The organism is Metabacillus litoralis (assembly GCF_020524045.1).
Taxonomy (GTDB): domain Bacteria; phylum Bacillota; class Bacilli; order Bacillales; family Bacillaceae; genus Metabacillus; species Metabacillus litoralis_C.
Genome location: NZ_JAIVKL010000004.1, coordinates 39,529 through 57,728, shown reverse-complemented (window position 1 = coordinate 57,728; position 18,200 = coordinate 39,529). Strand labels below are relative to the sequence as shown.

Here is an 18,200-nt window from a genome sequence, read left to right as displayed (position 1 = left end):
TCTTCCCCCTATGATAATGCATGTTTCCTAGTCCTTTTCCAAATCCAAATAAACGGTCGCAAGGGAAAGTATAAAAAATGGAGTTTCTTTGGTAATGGTAAAACATCAACATCTTCTGGATAGGGATGTAAAATACTTAATAGAAATACAGCTTTTCTTCTGATTGTCATCAATGAAAATAAATGCTGGGAATGATATCGTGATACATCATCTGGCACAGGATCTGTATGTAAATTTACCATTCTCTCAAGATAAAAGATTGCATCATTCGCCAAAGTTTTAGAACGAAAATGGTTACTTACTAAACTCATGTCATTTGTTACTTTTGAACATAATAACTCACTAGTTAATACTAATGCCTGTGCTCCTAAATTGTGAAATTGATACTTTTTCAGTAATGTACTCGTTGTCTGCCAATTAATCTCTAGCTCTAACATTAGGTGAATATCATAGAGCCACCTTAATCTAGACCATCCATGACGTGCCCCATGTGATACAAGAAATAAGAATAAGTCTTCTGATCCGAGAAAAAATGTCGGAGCATCAAAAAGATTACTTTTGGCTTTTCTTCTCCATAATTCCTCAAAACTAGGTTCATTGCCGGGACCTGGATTTAATCTCCAATGAATTTCAAGCTTAATCTTCTTTTCTGGATGAAAGTAAGTAACATGATGATGTCTCCACTTCCAATCATTTAGGACTGTTTTAATATAATCATCCTTTATATAGCCTTGATTAGCTAAAAGTGCTTCAGCGTTTTCCAATTGACTTAAAGGAATTAAAAAATCAATATCACTAGAGGTACGAAGAGATATATCTCCATATACACTGTGAGCTATTATCGGTCCCTTTAAGAAAAGAAGTTGTATATCTGCTTCGCTGAAACATTTATTTATATATTCAATTTCTGCACATAAATGAAGCATTTTGAATGTATTTCTCTTATATTCAACAGACAAAAATTTATAAACATATGGAGGAATTAAATCACTGTTAAACTTCTTTAAATTTTTATAAAGTATTGGATATATTCGATGATGCTTCGACAACTTAATAAACAAATCCCAGTCAATACCTCTGAATAGCTCCGATTTAAGATTATGAATGTCTTCATTATTCTTATTCTTTAATATCTCTAGAATAAGTAATAACTCTTTAGGTACATTTGCTAAATTAAGTGTGGATGCACTACTCATTAACTGTACCTCCAATTGTTTTAGCGAATTTTCCTACAACTGTAAATTTGTCTTTCCCTTCAAAACCAGTTATAAATAATGACCCACTTCGCAACCATGCATGAGCAATTAATTCTCCTGATTCTTCCTTAGCAGTCCCTAAATAAAGAGTGCACTCTATATTTCTCTTTTCTAGCATTTTCATAGCAGCAATCGCCTGAACAAGACATTGACTTTCCCAGAAGGTATAAGGACTCATTATTTTTATCGATTGTGATATATTTCGTAGAATTTGTTTATCCGCTTTTAGATCGTATGTGGTTTCTTTCATATGTTCGCCCAGCATTGTAGCCAGTTTTGAAAATGGTACACTTTTAAGATAACGACCTACTCCAAGAAAATAATAAGCTTCTAATAAAATCAATTTAGTTTTAAAGTCCAATGATAGGAAAATCTTAAGTTTATTCAAAACCTCACTATCCTTTTCTTTGTAAATTAATCCAAAACTATACTTCGACAGTTTCATCAACTTTCACTAGACCTTGTTTATATAATGACTTAACAAATACTATCACTTGTTCCTCACACTGAGCATGATCTACTGCATATTTTTCTAGCAATAAATTGATTAATTGATTTATTGTTATTGGTTTATCAATTAGTTCCCAAATAGCTCCTCCTATTTCCCCTAAGTTATAATATTTACCATTTTGAATACTTAACATGACTGTTTCTCCATCCATATCACTGACTATATTTCCTTCATTTTGACAAATAAGATGTAATCTAGTAATCTCTTTAATTTTATCCATAAACTTCTTCCCCTTTTTTAACTTTTTCTAATATATAATCTGTTAATTCGTGAGCGGTGAATCTAGTTATTGGGCGTTGTAATTGATACATTTTGATATGTTTACATAATTTTGCAGACGTTTTGAAATGCCATTCCATCAGTCCCATAGATTCAATAAAAACGTTTCGATATGTATGTCTGTATAGTGTTTGCAGACGCTGTAAATTATGAATTTGATTTATTTCAATTTCATCATGCTTAGTTTTAACAAGTTCAATTACACCTTCTAGAGGTAATAGTTTTGTAGAAAAATTATTTCCTACGGGAATGGCGAATTTTTTTTCGCGATCGATTATTGGTCTGAAATTTTTAGACTCTATCCCAAATTCATCTAAACTCTCCAACCACAGCTTCTGTTGTGGATAAGCAGGGGTTACTACAGGAAAACCTCCATCATTAAAAGTAACCGGTATAACATCATCACTTACTAATTGAAAGCCTTTCATTATGAAAGCAGAAGCAAGAGTTGACTTACCTGCACCTGAATGACCGACGATGGCAAATGCTTTACCATCTATATCAATAGCACTACCATGAAGTGGGAGGATCTTTCTTTGCATAAACAAAACTCCCATACATGTACCAAGGAGGTAGAGACGTATCTGATCTTCACTCGAGTTATGTGTTGGAGAAACAACTATCCTTTCTCCATTTTCAACCAGGAAAATTGCAACATTTGGTACATTAAACAGAAACATATTTTCTTGCATAAAAAAGTAATTATTTGAACCCGATACTTCTTTCCATCTCGTAGATAAATCTCTTTTTTGGATGGTTAGATCTAAAATTATAGTGTCATTTTCCTCTCTGAGCTCTTTAGCTTTTTTGAGTTCAGGGAGATTAATTTCACTTTTTATATCTAGACCAAAAGCATTGTAATAAGTGATTTCCTCCATTAATCTAATCCTCCAACTTTTTCATACAATCTATTAGCCAAACATAATATACTTTATAACGAACGAACGAACAAAAAATTTTATCTTTAAAGTCTATATATCCTTTATAAAGAACGACATATTTAAAATTTATCATCTTATTTACTACTTGTCAAACTAATTTTGTCATTTATTAATCGAGGGAAATTTAGAGAGGATATAGCGTAGGTATTATTATACAGAAGCCCCCAATACGCTGTAAAGGGGCTTACTTGTATAAAATATGATTTAGCTCTTACTAAGAAAACCATCTTCATCTTCATCTTCAAAAACTAGATCAACATCTCTAATTCCTGGTCCCTGCGCAGTATATTTAATATGCAATTCCTCTAAAACAGGTGTTTCCCATAACTTTTTTCCATTTTTATTCATTTTATCACCTCCTTTAAATCATTTTTAAAAATCGATAAATAATCAATGCTCTCATTAATGTTCTAAAATCAGGATCAAAAGCAGCATTAGGCAAAACACCAGTTTTTGTCTTATTAAATGCTGTCTCAAGAGAAGACCGATTAAAATAAGTCAGTACGGCTTCATCTTTCAATAGTTGAGAAATCTCATTAGTAAAACTATCCCAATTTGGAATCATCCTATGAAGCCAATCTGCACCCTGAATCCCTCTCGTTCGTTGATTTAATCGAACATTATCAGGTAGGTAATTAAACATTGATTTTCTTATTAGCGCACGATCAAATCCATTAGTTACACATTTCCCTTCAGGCACTGACAAACAAAAACGAACAACCCTTAAATCATTTGTAGGATCTCGATTCCACAAAGAATACCGTAATGATAGTTTTGTAGCGCTAGTACCTGTTGCATTCCAATGATATAAATGATTAAAGTGTTTTTTTCTAATTTCAAAATTATCTACCTTCTTAGTACCTGTTATATCAAAATCATATTCTTGTACTTTACGATAAATATCTGTTTTTTTTGCAAAATTTGAATTGATTAATGTAGGAAATTGATAACTTTGTTTGTTGCTTAATAAATTTTCAATTGAAGGAAAAGCCTTCTTGGTAACTGCCTTCATAACTTTTGAAGGATCTGCATTCTTTCTTTTACTAAATGCATGGATTTCTTTTGTTAGTTTCATTAAACTCAATTGTTTTAAAAGAGTTGCGTAATATGCTAAAGCTGGACCCCATGATATAGTAAAATTTCCTCTTTGACCGCTCAGCAGACTTTTGATTCCATCATTTTTTGCCTGTTCGAAAATCCCTTTAACCCAAAAAGAGTTTTCGAAAAACTTATAAGGCATTTCCATCATGTCAAGCCATTCATCGATTTCATCTAAAGGGCTACTTCCTTTGAAATCTAAATAAGTATCCGCTATATTTCCTACATGATTAACAGTCGATTTAATTAAAGGTCTTTCATCTGCTATTCTATGTTTTGGGGTCCAATCAAGAAAGCCTTCTTCAGGAACATAACTATATGTATATAATTTTTTGTTTTCTTCTACTAACGATCTAGAAGCCATGCTAACTACAGAACCAGAATCTAGACCACCACTTAAGTGCGCTCCAACCTTATGCTTAGTTCGAGTACGTGCTTTTACGGCAGTTTGAAAAACATCTAAAAATGCTTCTTCATATTCATTATCAGATTTTAAAACTAGTTTCTTTTCATCACCAATATTGCTATATCTCTTTAATTTTATTGAATCTCTATTTACAATAATTGAATGAGATGGAGGCAATTGCAAAATGTCTTTATAAACAGTTAAATTTGTATCTAGCGCATCGATCATATTTGGTATAACGAGAAATTCGGATAACCAATCTTCATTTATTACTTTCTTTACATAAGGTAATGAAAGTAAAGGCTGTATTGTTGTACAAAAAGCTATTTGCTGTTTATTTCTATAATAGTAAAGCGTTCTACTACCTGAAAAATCTCTCGCACCAAAAATTTGTTTCTTTTTTTCATCCCAAATAAGGAAGGCAAAATCACCGATTAGATAGTTTGGAGCTTCTTCTCCCCATTTTTCATACGATAAAAGGATAAGCTCACTATCAGTAATCATTTGTTGTTTCTTAATCGAGATCTGCAGACTTTCAAATAACTCTAAACGGTTATCTATGATTGCATCTGCTGTTATAGCTAATCTTCTTTCTTCACTATAGAATGGGAGTTTTTCCCCTTCTGATTCAGGAGTAATCCATTGAGCATGACAGCCTAAGAAGATCTCTTTTCCTTGCCATGTCTGAATATCGTCCGCTGGGAATTTTTCTAAAGCTCTCATCATATTACTACTATGTTCATCTAATACAGTTCCTTGATTAAAATTAAATATTCCAGCTATTGCACTCATCCAATCCTCCTGGAAAATCCTTTATCTCATTTGACTTTTATAAACCCCAATCCCTCTTAGTTGCTCTAAACGTTGACTTATAGCTACATAGTTAATTTTATGGTCAATATGAAATGCTCTCTCAAATTGAAGATCCTTGAGGCAATATGGACATTGCCATCGATCATTTTTTGTGCTGCTATACGATAAATTTACACATCTTGAACATATTTTTTTAAACACATTATTAACTCCTAACATTAAAATCAAATGAAGGTCTCAAATAACCAACCAATGTGGAGAACCATAACTCCTGTGTAAAGACAAGCACCAAAACCACCTATTATTTTTATTAATCTAAAGCGTGGTAGTTTATCAAAATAGATAACTAAATATAATAGAGCTGACAACAATAATTTAGTAAATAGAAAGTAGACTGGACTCATTTCATATAGAGCTCTCATTAGTGGGTTAACTTCTTCGATTAAATCAAGTGATAAACCAATAAATGTTAGATGCGCATCAACTAAATTTATTAATGCTAAGTAATGACAAATAAATTTCATAAAGGGTCCTCACTTAGAGTGTTTCTTTATAACGAACATTAGTTTAAATGTAAACACACCCTGAATTTTTATTAATAATTACTAAGATGATTTATATACATATAAATAATTAAATACTATATAAAGAACATTACTATAACTTTATTAAGAACACAATAGTAAATTTAAACTTTCATTTTATTATTTTTCACAATGGATAATCAAAAGGTTAATACTTTATAAAAAATTTTATATGAGATTTAATTTAAGATTAATTTTGAGTTATCTTCAGTTTTGGTCGATTCATAGCCATTTGGATTTTGTATCTGCCATCTCCAAGAATCTGCACACATTTCAAATAAGTTCTTTTGAGCACTCCAATTTAACTCCTTTTCAGCTTTCGATGAATCAGCATAACTAATAGCAATATCACCAGGTCTTCTCTCAGTAATTTGATATGGAATCGCCTTACCTGAAACCTTCTCAAATGTATGAATCATTTCCAATACACTGTATCCTCGACCTGTTCCAAGATTATAGGCATTAATCCCTGAAGATCTCATTATCTTCTCAAGTGCTTTTAAGTGACCAGAAGCAAGATCTACAACATGTATGTAATCTCTTACACCTGTTCCATCATGGGTGTGATAATCATTACCGTATACTTTTAATTTTGACAATTTTCCAATAGCTACCTGAGAGATATAAGGCACCAGATTATTAGGAATGCCATTCGGATCTTCCCCAAGAGTGCCACTAGGGTGGGCTCCTACGGGATTAAAGTATCTTAATAAGGCAATACTCCAATTACTATTTGCAATTGTTACATCCCGTAATATCTCTTCGATCATTAATTTTGTCCTACCATATGGATTTGTTGCCTGGAGAGGCAGATCTTCTGATAGTGGCACTTTATCTTGCGTACCATACACGGTTGCTGAAGAACTAAACACCATCCTATACACACCAAACTTTTCCATTACCTCTAGTAGGTTTAAGGTTCCTGTAATGTTGTTTTCATAGTAATGTAAGGGAGTATTTACTGATTCCCCAACTGCTTTAAGACCAGCAAAATGAATAACCGCATCGATGTTGTTTTCAGAAAAGATTGTATGTAAGTCTTCTTTATTTAATAAATCCGAATGATAAAATTTTATATTTTTTCCTGTTATTCTTTTAATTCGATCAAGAGAATCTTTCCTACTATTTGATAAGTTATCAATTACGACAATTTCATATCCCGAATTTAATAATTCTACACATGTATGCGATCCTATATAACCTGTTCCTCCGGTAATTAATATAGACATGTTTATCTCCTTCTGAAATTTAGTTTTATATATTAAAAGTCTGTTCTCATTCAATGGTGAAGATTGTAATTAGTTTCAAAGACTTTCTCTTCATCATTATTAACTTCCTTATTAAGCACGACGTTGTTCTTTATAATGAAATTATTATCATTTTACACTCATCTCCATTATTTATCAACCATTTGTTTTTTACTTGTCTTTTGTTGAAATATACAATGAAGTTCCATTCTGTCCAAGCAAATTTCAATAATTAGAATCTTATATAAACTAATAAATTCAACTTAATATATAGAAAGGATGGTATTATACTAAGGTTAATTTAAGAGATTACTACTTTGTAGAACTCGAATGGTGGGGGAAAAGAACGATGACACAGACGCCTCTTATACAACAATTTAGTAATGTAATTTATGATAAAGAGCTTTTATCTTTTTCAGTACGAAAACGAGGGGTGTTTCACATATAAAAAATTTAGGGGAGTATTTGTTTTCTCAGGCAGTGATGATATAGATCTTTTAGAACCCACACAGACAAAATTTCATAAGGACAATGACTTTGACTATTAATTATGAAATTAATTGAAGATCAGATAAAAAGAAAGAACTTCGATTACTATCTGAAAAAATTAACTACAGAATCATTCCTACAAATCTACAATTACTACTCTTTGTGTAGTTATAAGATCAAAAGTGTTGGTTGACAATAATGCATATATGTGTGGATGATCTGATTGACTGTGGCTATCTATGATTACGAACATTTAGAACGAAATGAACCTTACAGATTAACTATTATTTAAATGCTCCTTGTAGAAGGCAGCGCATATCTGGTTGAGGAAAATTGAAGATAAAGTCATACAATAATTATTAAGCCGAAAAGGTCACAATAGTCCAATTGCAATAAATATCCGAATGGACAACCCACTTTAGTTGGTCATACACTTCTTTTACCCTGAATTTAGTTGTAATTAAAGCTGAAATTTTTTCTAATTATTTATTGAGTACTAGAATTTCACTAAGGAAAATTTATATTATTACCAATTTGTTGTTTGTCCAAGCATTTTTTACATCACTAGAATACAATAAAGTATTATTAAAATAGGAGGTTTAATATTCTTATGCTTAGTTCTAATTCAACCTATGTTGTAGAACTTGATCGTTGGGGTATTAATAATGATGGGGCAGACGCTCTGAATACGACTAATGGTATTAATAATGCACTTGTTTGGGCTATGAATAATGATTACAACGAATGTAAATTACCTCATGGTATATATTTAGTAGATAAAGATAATCATATTACAATGGTTAGTAACATGACACTAAGCTTATATGGATGTTTGATAAAAAAGGAATCCAACGGTTACCAAGAATATGCAACTATAAAAGTAGACCACCAGGTAAATGCGAGTATTGTTGGCGGAATTATCGAAGGAGATAAAAATACACATGATTACAGTACGGTGCCTGGGACGCACGAATGGGGTACAGGAATTAAAATTACTGCGAGTAGAAATACAAAAATTGATACTGTAGAAATTAAAAATACTACAGGTTATGGAATTGCTGTGGGGTCGACATATGATCATATAAATTGGGTCTATCGATCAGAATTAGAGTCAGGTACATTTGATAAAAATGGTAATCCAATTACCAATTCAAACTGGGTTAGAAATAATAAATATTACACACTAACCAGTAATTTAATAAATAAACGAGGGTATTTCATGCTTTGTGGTAATGGATACGGGAGTTATGGTACCGGATTTGATTTATCAAAGGAAATGATCACGGCTTTCTTCTATGATAAGGATAACAAATATTTAGGTCAGCTTACTCGAAGAACCTATGAACCCTTTTATAAAGCTTATTTCCCGATAAATGCAACAAAATTTAAATTGTCTTTTAGATCTAAATTTGAAAATATATCTGATAGTACTATTACAATAAGAGCAGATGGATTCTCTCAATTTGTTAATATATCAAACTGCTATATACACGATTGTAGGACGTTAGGAGTAGCGGGTATCGGTGGTCAGTTTATTACTATTGAAAATTGCGAAATTTCTGGTATAGGAGGTGCAGCACCTGGTTTTGGTATTGATCTAGAGGATGGTTATAACTTAAATCAAAACATTATCGTAAGGAATAATCACTTTCACGATAATAAAAATGGAGATATTGTTGTAATTAGTGCAAGAAATGTACTTCTTGAAATGAATAAATTTAATGGAACAGTGAGTTTTGGTGGAGCTAGAGGTGAAAACTTTGTCTCTCAATATAATCAATACAATGGAGCGCAAGGTAGTGGCAGTTCTTTGGCTGGAGGAGATGGAACTTTTGTCGTTTTCCGTTATGATCATTTTACTAATTCCCTAATTTATCTATCAGGAAATTCTATTTATGAAAATTCTATCTTTGAAAATATGAGCTTTATTTTACAGTCTGATAATTATTTATTATCTCAATTTAGAAATTGCAGATTTAATTTTAACAAACCAGATGAAGGATGGTCATGGATTTTAAGAAAAGGCTCTCTTTTATTTGACTCATGTGAGTTTAACATTAATTGTAAATGGTACTACTTTAGGAGCGAAGCACACATAGGCGATTGGTCTAAAAATAAACTTGTATTTAAAAATAATAAATTTAATACGAATGTTAGTTTAGGTGAATCAGTATATGAAGTTGACGAACTTGTACTTGATAATAACACATTTGTAGGCAGACAAGATAAAACAAACTATTATGGTTTTTGGGCAAAAGCTAATAAAATTTCTATGTCAAATAACAATGTGAGAGATGTTTATTTTAAAATTGAAGGTAAAGGTAGTAATTCAAGTGCAGTAATAAATAACAATACTGTTCTTATAGACAAAACCGCTACTATATCTGGTCCGGATCGGTCTGAATTTCTAAGACTAAGCTTGTTTGACAAAGTTTTTATTCAAAAAAACAATATAAACATTCCTCAAACAACTGTTACATTAAGAGGCTTTACTATTTATGCTGAAAAACAATTATTTATAACTGAAAATTACTTCAACTGTGAAAGTGGCTCAAATGCAAGATTGGATTTATTTGGTGCTTTAAGGGTTAATAATAATAATCCGGTACCACCATTAGTAGCTGTTATTAAAGACAATCTAATTAACAATATCACAACAAGAGAATATGCTTCATTTACTTCTCAACTTTCTAGGCCTGCTTTTGGAACAGATATTGATATCAGTTAATATACTCTTAGGAAAATAACTACCAGTTGCATTCTATCCTATCAATACGCTGGTTTGATAATATCCTTAACAGGAAAAAATATGCACTCATCTCCAAATAAAATCCAATCATTAAATGCAGTTTTCACCAGCTTTTGTTTTTCTAAAGACAGATCAAACATCCTTTAAATAATATTTGATATCTTAATTTCTCACAGAAGGATGTCTTTTTATGTTCTTATTGAACAATATTACTTCGTAAGGCTATTTAAAGTATAATCTGAGAATTTATTTAGATTATAGTCGCAGTACTAATATTTACTTTAATAAATATTCATCTAACTTTTCAAATTGCTTTTCCGCATTTTTAACTTGTTTAGACACATCTATGGCATTGGTATTAATACACCCATATACATCTACTGGATTTATATTAGAAATATTATTTAACTTTGTATATAAACCTTTGAATCCTACATCATCTATTACATTTGTCATTTTCTCACTATATACTATTGGAAACACAGGTTTTTTATATAACCATCCTAAAATCATTGAATGAAATCTTGTTGCCACAACAAATTTAGAGGACGCTATCAAATCAAGTGTTTCTTCTATGTTTGTAGAATAAAAATGCTTTTTAATCTTGTCTTTATATATTCGGGGCATTAAATCTACTATATTATTAATCGCCTCTTTATCCCCTTCATTTTCACAAAATGAAATATAAGTAACATTAAAACCTTGTTCAATAAAATAAACAGATATTTCTTTTATCTTATTAAAATATACATCATCATATTCAAAAAGGTTTTTTCTGAACGAAGGTTTGATTACAGATACAACAATATGATTTTCTTCTTGAAGAATTTTTTGCCTTTTCAATTGAAATATTATATCATCTGCCATCCTAACATTAGGTAATTCCTTGAACAGATTATAAGAATAACTATCTCTAAAACATATATCAGTGTATTCTTTAAAAGTTTTTTTATGCCTTTCATAGTATTCTTGTTCATTAAATGGACCGAAGTTTGCTCCTAGAAGAAAAAAAGGTTTATTTTTAATATTTTTAGATTTTGTATATTTTTCAAAATAATTTTCCCAATCTTTTTGTTGCATAAAAAGCGACCCACCAATATGAACAGCACCATCACAACTATTCTTTAAACTAGTTTGGTGGAAATCATTTATTTTAAATAATTTTCTTGCAATAAAGTTAATCATTCTTATTGAAAGTAGATCATAAGACAAGCATTTTAAATTATTAATATTTTTAAAAATATGCTTATATTTTTTATCTGGAGTATACAATACAAACTTTATTTTAGGATATTTTTTACAAAGTATTTGAATAAACAAATCATCCCCTAAATTATAGTTGGTATAAGCATAAATCATAATTGTCTTCATTTTTTCTCCTAACTTTTCTAATGGTATTTTTATTACTGAGTAACTATAATTGATTAATTGATTGAAGAGAAATCAATCAATTAATCTCTTTTTAATACTAAAATAAAAATAATTATTCACATTTCACAAAAATTCAAGTGATATTCAATATAAATAACAAATCTTTTTAAGTAACTGATTTATTAACATCAACGCTCACTATTAACTATTTTCACTTTATTATTAATGAACTTATTTAAGATATTTATAAGTGATCCTATTAATAGATCTTTTTCACTCTTATTCATTCCTGTAAACCACATTAGGCTAATGAATATAACACAATAGATAAACCCTTTGATCAATAAAGTTATTATACTTACTTCTGTAATATATATATTTATCAACCCGCCTAATATTAAACTGATTATTAAAGGTAAAGACATTGATAGAATATTTCTCCAAAAAGAGGAGATATCAATATTTATTTTTTTCTTATAGTATATATTCATTATTATTATGTGACCAATTATCATTGAAACACACATTGCCATTGCACAACCAAGTCCTCCCCAAAGTTTTGCTAGCGGTATACTAAATATTATATTTAATATTGCAATTGCTAGATAAACTAATGAACGAAACTTGTGCATATTTTTAGCTTGTAGAATAGTTAACCCAATAGTTTGAATAAGTGGTACAGTTAATGGAATCATTACTACTAGTGCAATAAAATAAGAGCTTTCATATCTTGAACCAGCCCATATTTTTATGAAATCCATACCTATTAATACAAATCCTCCTAATATAAATGACAAAATTATATATTGTAAACGACCTACTCTAATAAAAAAATCTGAAAGTACTTTATATGATGTATCTTTAGTAACCATCTCAGTTATTCTAGGTAAAAACAAGCCTGAAACTGCTGTAGAAAATGACATAAAATAAGTGTTAAAAGTTAATCCTATTGTATAAACTGCAACTGCTGCAGTACCAGAAACTATACCTAGAATAAACTGATTGGTGCTCCAATAAATCTTGTCTACTACAATATTTAAAAATATAAAAAATGAAAAACCAGCTATTTCTTTTAGTAGTGAAGAATCAAATTTATTAAATGTTACCTTTATTTTAATATATTTAAAACAGAATAAAACGTTTAAACTAATAGTAATAATAGTTAATATGGTACTTACAATAGTCATGGTAATTGATTTATATCCCATTAATAATAGTGGCAACATAAATAAAGGGTTAATGATTGTTTGCATCAACCCCACTACTTTAAGAAATATAAATTTCTCATATACTAATATAATTGAATTAAAAATTGAAAATAAAAATGTGATAGCTAAATTAAAAACCATTAAATACATTAAAATTTTAATAGTATTAAGTTCTTCCTTTGTTAACGCCCCTGAAAAAATTGTTTCAACATTAAAAACTAGAATACTTCCAAATAAAATAACAAGAATCGATACAATAGAAGAGATTAAAAAAAATAAACCATATAAAGCATATTCTCCCTTTTTGTCATTCATCGCCCTATATTTTGAAGAATATCTAACAACTGTACTTCCTAGTCCAAAATTTATTATTCCTAACAATCCAATAACTGAATTAGATAACATAAAGAGTCCATACTCGGATTGTCCTAGCAATCTCAACATAATAGGTGTATAAATTATTGAGATAGCGTTACCTAGAAATAAAGATAAATACGATAAAAAAGCACCCGCTTTTAATTGACTCCTTCCCATCTCCACACTCCCAATCTGATACTAACTAAGTTAACATTGTCCAGGTGCTTACTACCTTTATAATTTAAAAAGAGACTACTTACCAAGATCTTTCAATTCATTATTTTGATTTTAGAGTATATTCTACCTATCATATAATTCCTTTCAAACAACCTTGTAGCTATTCTAACTTTAATTGGTTCATTAATAATTAATTTCTTATAATATTTATTATTATAAATATTTATACCCTTTTTTTTCCATTCCTTGTATAACTTTCTACCATATATCTTATCTCCATAAATAATACTTATGATACAATAAAAATTATGAATAAACACAAGGTATTCAAATTCAGATTTATATTTTAAATATAAATTATGTTTTTTAAGTTGTTCTTTTATGTATTGTGTTGCTTTTATTCTATCCAAAATTTTTGATGATACTTTCTTGGTAACAGATGTTTCTCTTTGATAATAAAAATACAAATGTTCATTTAAAGTGTATACCTTCGGAGAATGTATACCTAATGTACACATAAAAGCTAAGTCTTCAGCAATTGCTATTTTTCTTGGAAATGGTATATTATTATCAGTAATAAAACTCTTTTTAATAAACTTACTCCACATTGAAGGTGGTATAACATTCGTCATAACCCACCTAAGAAAAATCTTATTATCTACCATTGTTTCATCTTGATATTGATAATAACTTTGATTTTGTCTTACAATTTCCCCATTATCGTATGCCTTATAGAATTTATAGCACACTATATCAAAGTTATCTTCTTTAGCTTTATTATATAATATACTAATAGCATTCCTATCTAACCAATCATCTCCATCAATAAATAAAACATATTCTCCTCTCGCAACTTTAAATCCCGATTCCCTTGCTTCAATGGCACCTTCATTTTTTTTATTTATTATTTTTATTCTACTATCTATCTTTGATAAGTTTTCTACTATTTTTAGGGTGTTATCAGTAGAACCATCATTAACTATAATAATTTCAGTTTCATAAAAGGTTTGATTAGTTAAAGAGTCTATACACTTTTCAATATAATCTTCTATATTATAAGCAGCTATTATTAAACTAACTTTAGGCATTATTAACTCTCCTTACTTTAAAGAATCTATTTAAATTTTTGTTAAATCTTTAAAAGATTAACAAATTTATAATATTAACCTAACATTGAATAAATTTTATTAATTTCTCTTTCAGTTCCTACATCCTCTTTGCTCAATCTTTCACAAAAAAGATTAATTAATTTATTATTATCTATTATTTCTTTAATACCATTAAAAATAGATTCTGAATTCATATTTACAATTAATCCATTCTTTTTGTTTTTTATTTGGTTTTGAACTACTGAAAAATTCGTAGCTATTATTGGCTTTTGTAATATCTTAGCCTCAGCTATCGCTAACCCAAATCCTTCAAATCTTGATGGTTGAACATATATATCACACTGTTTTAAAAAAACATATGGATTTTGATAAGTACCCAAAAAGATAAATATATCTTCTAATTGGAACTCCGTAACCATTTTTTTTAGTTTATTTTCTAAAATCCCTTCACCAATTACATACCATTTAAATTTGTATCCATGTTTTTTTAACTTGATACAAGCCTCAATTGCCATATCATAACCTTTTGCTTCAACAAGTCTTCCAATAGTTAATATTCTTAAACCATAATAATTATCTTTAAATCCTCCATCTTCTGAAGCCATTGATTTTATTAAGTTCGGGGATAAAATATCATAAATAACCCTAATTTTATCTTTTACACTAGGTATTTCATCTACAAAAACATTTTTATTATAGTCCGATACAGCGATTATATTGTCGTATTTTTCATAATACTTTCTATCAAATTTATTATTATAAGATGCAATTTTATAGTCTGTATTTATCCAGCACAATATTTTATCTGCTTTCACTTTTTCTGCTACAAAGTAAGTTGGTATACCTTGACTATAAGCTATTGCAACATCGTATTTTTTTTCTAGTTTATCAATACTCTCTGATATTGATTTCCAATTTATTTGAGAAGTATGTAATATTTTCTTGTAACGGGGATTTCTAATAGAGATAGATGTTTTAATTCTTATAAACAACTCTTTTAGATCCCCATTTTTTAATAGACCTTTCACTCCAGATGCTTGTTTTTTAAAAAAGTTTGGAACATCTAGTACATTTACTTCCTTTGGTAATAAAGATAAATAAAGCCCTTCTATTGAAAACATTAATAAATCAACTTCATACTTTTTATAGTTAATTATTGAAAGCAGTGAGACAAGACTTTTTTCAGCTCCCCCACTATTTAAAGAGTCTATAACAAATAGGATTTTTTTCATAATATGTCCCTCAATCTATTACTCTTTGATAATATCCTTTCTAAATAATTCCTAGAGAATTCAATTTTTCTATTCAGAATTTCCTTTGGCTCTCTATAATCAATATTTTTAATCAATTTATCGAATTTATAATTTTCCTTTGCTAATCTATCATTTAGTTGCAAATCTTCTAATAGATCTCTCATTCTTGTATTGATGGCTTCTGCCCTATTCACTATAACAAAATCTTTTTCATAAATTATTGAAAAAACTGCTGCATGGAACGAATTAGAAATTACAAATTGTGCATTTTTAACAAGTGAGACAAATGTTTCAGGTCCCTCATACTTAAATTGTTTATCTGCATATTTAAGCTTCCCTGGATTTATTGTATAGATTTTAAAGTCTTTTTCTTGACTAATTTCCGTAGCTATTCTCTCTATTAAGGGACTGTTATCAAAATCATATATTAATATATATTTCTCATTAAATTCCTTTGAACATATATTATTCCAGTCTTCTTTATTCAATAAAAAAACTGGATCAACAACATTAACTGCATTAGTTATATTCAAACTTTTTAATATTTCTATACCACTTTTTTCTCTTACCCCTACACCATCTAGTCTGTCAATTTTTTCTTTTACCATAGGTTTGTACTCATCTGAAATTGTATCTGTTGCAAAACTTGCTGCGTATGATGCCTTTATTTTTTCAAGGGGTACAAAGTCTAAATAAAATGCAGGATCTTTTCCATTACTATGTAAACTATTCCAAATTTGATCACTACCACATATATATGCATCTGCAGTTGGCAAATCTTCCTTTATCTCTTTATTTGAAGTATAACGTGTGTTAGTTATTTTTAAATATGTAGAAGTAAACTTATCGAAAGCCTTTTTTCTCTTTAATCCAGGTAATTTAACAGGGACCTTTAATAATAAATAGACTGACTTAGTTAAAATATTTTTTCCCCATTTAGGGTTATCAATACTTAATAGATTGTAATGATTACTTAAATACTCTGGTTTGTAATCTATTATTTCAACTTCATGACCACAATTCATCAAGTACTTCATTAAACTATAAGCCTGTAGCGAAGCTCCATGATTATATACATCATGACATGTAATAGTGCAGACTTTCATGCTTTCACGCCCTTATTGTTTTCATTTAGTTCACTTGAATTAATTAAACTATATAACTTTTTTAACTCATAACTATTACTGTAATCCGTCATTTTGCATTTATAAGCTAAGGCCTCCCTCAATTCAAAATTCTCGTATAGTTTTTTTATTCCTTCTAGTATCCCATCAATAGACAATTCAGCAATATATCCATCAATTCCATTTTCTACTTGACTTTGTGCAGTATTATAATCAGTAATCATTATAGGTTTTCCTAGTATTTTTGCTTCGGTAACCGTTACTGCCTTTCCTTCATATCTTGAAGGTTGAACATATAAATCGCATGCTTCCATATAAGGATATGGATTTATTTTTTTTCCAAGTAAAATAAAACTTTCTTCTAGATCATTTCTAGAAATCAACTCTTTTAACTCCGATTCATATCCACCGTACCCAATTACAAACCACTTTATATTATTAAAACCTTTATTATGAAGTGCTCGTAATGCCTTTACCGCCATATCAAACCCCTTAACATAAGACAATCTACCCACAGTTAAAATATTAAAATTCTCAATATCTAGATCTTTATACGGTATATGATTTTGAGACATATTCTTTATATAACTAGGTGAAGTGATATTTTCCAAAAGAATTACTTTTTCTTCTAGCGAGGGGTATTTAATTAAAAATGACTTGGTACATTCCTCTGAAATTGATACTATATGATCATATGTCTTCCAAACACTTTGATCCAAGTTATTATCTATTTCCAACTTACTATAGTCTGTGTGAATCCAAGCAATTTTTTTCTCAGCATCTACGTTATTGGCAACAATATCGTGAGGCCATGCATAACTTATTGCAACATCATACTTTTTTTTCAGTTTAGGTAGAAAATAAGTTGAATATTTTTGAACGAGTTGCATTTGAATATATCCAGAACCTTCTTCAAAGTTTTGCGATTTAGCTCTTATCCCTGCTATACATTTACTAACTAACCTTATTAAGGATGTCGAATAGTGGCCTTCTTTTATACATTGAATAATTGGTCTTCTAAAAACAGAATACTTATCTATTTGTGGAAGTAAATTCACTTTACTTGGTATTTGATTCATAAGATCACCTTTATGTTCACAAATAAATAGATCCACATTATAATTCTCATAATCAAAGCTCTCTAGCATATTGATTAAGCTTCTTTCAATACCCCCAATTTCCATATCAAAAACAGAAATTAATATATCCTTTTTCATATTATTCCCCT

General features: G+C 29.4%; 15 protein-coding genes. 1 reads left to right on the top strand and 14 read right to left on the bottom strand.

The genetic code is table 11. The features are described 5' to 3' along the window. Positions 1-8: 8 nt before the first annotated feature. The 8 genes from LC076_RS08135 to galE form a co-directional block, all read right to left on the bottom strand. A complete protein-coding gene (locus LC076_RS08135) occupies positions 9-1,196 on the bottom strand; it encodes a nucleotidyltransferase family protein (RefSeq protein WP_226667517.1) in 1,188 nt (395 codons plus the stop codon). Further along, complete coding sequence (locus LC076_RS08130) at positions 1,189-1,701, bottom strand: lasso peptide biosynthesis B2 protein (protein ID WP_226667516.1); 513 nt, start codon at positions 1,699-1,701, stop codon at positions 1,189-1,191. Before LC076_RS08130 ends, LC076_RS08135 begins: the two co-directional genes overlap by 8 nt. After that, positions 1,682-1,987 carry a lasso peptide biosynthesis PqqD family chaperone gene (locus tag LC076_RS08125; protein WP_226667514.1) on the bottom strand — a complete coding sequence of 102 codons (306 nt, stop codon included), beginning with the start codon at positions 1,985-1,987 and terminating at the stop codon, positions 1,682-1,684. The genes LC076_RS08130 and LC076_RS08125 overlap by 20 nt, the downstream gene beginning before the upstream one ends. Then, the gene (locus LC076_RS08120) at positions 1,980-2,924 is read right to left on the bottom strand and encodes an aldolase (RefSeq protein WP_226667513.1); all 945 of its coding nucleotides are present in this window, start codon (positions 2,922-2,924) and stop codon (positions 1,980-1,982) included. The genes LC076_RS08125 and LC076_RS08120 overlap by 8 nt, the downstream gene beginning before the upstream one ends. Before the next feature lie 267 nt (positions 2,925-3,191). Beyond that, positions 3,192-3,335, bottom strand: a complete 144-nt coding sequence (locus LC076_RS08115; protein WP_226667512.1) for a paeninodin family lasso peptide — start codon at positions 3,333-3,335, stop codon at positions 3,192-3,194. A 13-nt stretch (positions 3,336-3,348) separates the two neighbouring features. Next, positions 3,349-5,283 carry an asparagine synthase-related protein gene (locus LC076_RS08110; RefSeq protein ID WP_226667511.1) on the bottom strand — a complete coding sequence of 645 codons (1,935 nt, stop codon included), beginning with the start codon at positions 5,281-5,283 and terminating at the stop codon, positions 3,349-3,351. 245 nt (positions 5,284-5,528) lie between these two features. Further along, positions 5,529-5,828, bottom strand: a complete 300-nt coding sequence (locus tag LC076_RS08105; RefSeq protein WP_226667510.1) for a DUF5658 family protein — start codon at positions 5,826-5,828, stop codon at positions 5,529-5,531. A 239-nt stretch (positions 5,829-6,067) separates the two neighbouring features. Continuing rightward, on the bottom strand, positions 6,068-7,117 hold the full coding sequence (gene galE, locus LC076_RS08100) for a UDP-glucose 4-epimerase GalE (RefSeq protein WP_226667508.1): 1,050 nt from the start codon (positions 7,115-7,117) through the stop codon (positions 6,068-6,070). A gap of 1,117 nt (positions 7,118-8,234) precedes the next feature. Here galE and LC076_RS08095 point away from each other — a divergent pair. After that, positions 8,235-10,352, top strand: coding sequence for a right-handed parallel beta-helix repeat-containing protein (locus LC076_RS08095; protein ID WP_226667507.1), 2,118 nt, complete (start codon positions 8,235-8,237; stop codon positions 10,350-10,352). A 297-nt stretch (positions 10,353-10,649) separates the two neighbouring features. Here LC076_RS08095 and LC076_RS08090 read toward each other — a convergent pair whose 3' ends face one another. The 6 genes from LC076_RS08090 to LC076_RS08065 form a co-directional block, all read right to left on the bottom strand. After that, positions 10,650-11,744 (bottom strand): polysaccharide pyruvyl transferase family protein, encoded by a 1,095-nt coding sequence (locus tag LC076_RS08090; protein WP_226667506.1) that lies wholly within the window; start codon positions 11,742-11,744, stop codon positions 10,650-10,652. Between the two features lie 188 nt (positions 11,745-11,932). After that, positions 11,933-13,486 carry a lipopolysaccharide biosynthesis protein gene (locus LC076_RS08085; protein ID WP_226667505.1) on the bottom strand — a complete coding sequence of 518 codons (1,554 nt, stop codon included), beginning with the start codon at positions 13,484-13,486 and terminating at the stop codon, positions 11,933-11,935. A 92-nt stretch (positions 13,487-13,578) separates the two neighbouring features. Beyond that, positions 13,579-14,574, bottom strand: coding sequence for a glycosyltransferase family 2 protein (locus LC076_RS08080; RefSeq protein ID WP_226667503.1), 996 nt, complete (start codon positions 14,572-14,574; stop codon positions 13,579-13,581). Positions 14,575-14,648: 74 nt separating this feature from the next. Next, entirely contained in the window at positions 14,649-15,827 is a 1,179-nt protein-coding gene (locus LC076_RS08075; RefSeq protein ID WP_226667502.1) for a glycosyltransferase, read from the bottom strand. Beyond that, positions 15,824-16,954 carry a polysaccharide pyruvyl transferase family protein gene (locus LC076_RS08070; protein ID WP_226667501.1) on the bottom strand — a complete coding sequence of 377 codons (1,131 nt, stop codon included), beginning with the start codon at positions 16,952-16,954 and terminating at the stop codon, positions 15,824-15,826. The genes LC076_RS08075 and LC076_RS08070 overlap by 4 nt, the downstream gene beginning before the upstream one ends. Next, complete coding sequence (locus LC076_RS08065) at positions 16,951-18,189, bottom strand: glycosyltransferase (RefSeq protein ID WP_226667499.1); 1,239 nt, start codon at positions 18,187-18,189, stop codon at positions 16,951-16,953. Before LC076_RS08065 ends, LC076_RS08070 begins: the two co-directional genes overlap by 4 nt. Between the last annotated feature and the right edge of the window lie 11 nt (positions 18,190-18,200).